The following is a 1,010-nucleotide window of genomic DNA, read 5'->3' on the forward strand; positions in this document are numbered from 1 at the left end:
CTGGAAGAGCTGGCTGGCCGAGCCCCGGCTCACCGACGTACGGCTCGTCCTGGTCACCAGGGGTGCCGTGACCACGGACGTCGAGGGCGGAGGCGCCCCGGACATGGCGGGTGCAGCCGCGTGGGGGCTGGTGCGCAGCGCGCAGGTGGAGGAGCCGGACCGGTTCGTGCTGCTCGACCTGGGCGGCGGTCCGGAGGATGTGGCCGGTATCGACGACGCGCTGCGCCACGCGCGGGCGGACGGCGGGGAGTCGCAGCTCGCGTTGCGCGCCGGACAGGTGCATGTGCCGCGGCTGGCCCGTACTGCCGCCGATCGGCTGGTGCCGTTGGAGGACGGGTGTGCGTGGCGGTTGGGTCAGGAGGTTGCCGGGACGGTGGAGGACGTGTCGGTGGTGCGGTGTCCGGAGGTGGAGGAGCCGTTGGCGTCGGGGCAGGTGCGGGTTGCGGTGCGTGCTGCCGGGGTCAATTTCCGGGACGTGCTGATAGCGCTCGGCATGTACCCGGAAGCGGACGGACTGTTCGCCGGCAGCGAGGGTGCGGGCGGTGTTGAGTCCTGCTGGGACGGGTGGTGTGGGGTCGGCGGCGGTGCAGATTGCGCGGTATGTGGGGGCGGAGGTGTATGCGACGGCTGGTCCTGGGAAGCAGGGTGTGCTGGCGGGGATGGGTATTGATGCGGCGCATCGGGCGTCTTCGCGTGATGTGGGGTTCGCGTCGGTGTTTCCGCGGGTTGATGTGGTGCTCAACAGTCTTGCCGGTGATTTGACGGATGCGTCGTTGGGGTTGCTTGGGCCGGGGGGCCGGTTCATCGAGATGGGCAAGACCGATGTGCGGGATCCGGAGGGGTTGGCGGGGGTGTTGTATCGGGCGTTCGATCTTGTGCCTGATTGTGGTGCTGAGGGGATCGGGCGGATGTTGGGGGAGTTGTGTGGGTTGTTCGGGGCGGGGGTGTTGGTGCCTGCTTCGGTGCGGGCGTGGCCGTTGGTGCGGGCGCGTGAGGCGTTGCGGTTTATG

The 1,010-nt window shown here is 69.5% G+C and carries 1 protein-coding gene and 1 pseudogene; both read left to right on the forward strand.

Annotation, left to right across the window (positions count from 1 at the left end; all coding sequences use genetic code 11):
* Positions 1-670: pseudogene (locus ACFXIV_RS48400) on the forward strand (hypothetical protein); the annotation flags it as partial.
* On the forward strand, positions 615-1,010 hold a 396-nt coding region (locus ACFXIV_RS48405; protein WP_379421601.1), incomplete at its 3' end, for a zinc-binding dehydrogenase. The pseudogene ACFXIV_RS48400 and the gene ACFXIV_RS48405, both read left to right, overlap by 56 nt.

Source organism: Nocardia sp. NPDC059236 (assembly GCF_042754085.1).
In the GTDB taxonomy this organism is placed as follows: domain Bacteria; phylum Actinomycetota; class Actinomycetes; order Mycobacteriales; family Mycobacteriaceae; genus Nocardia.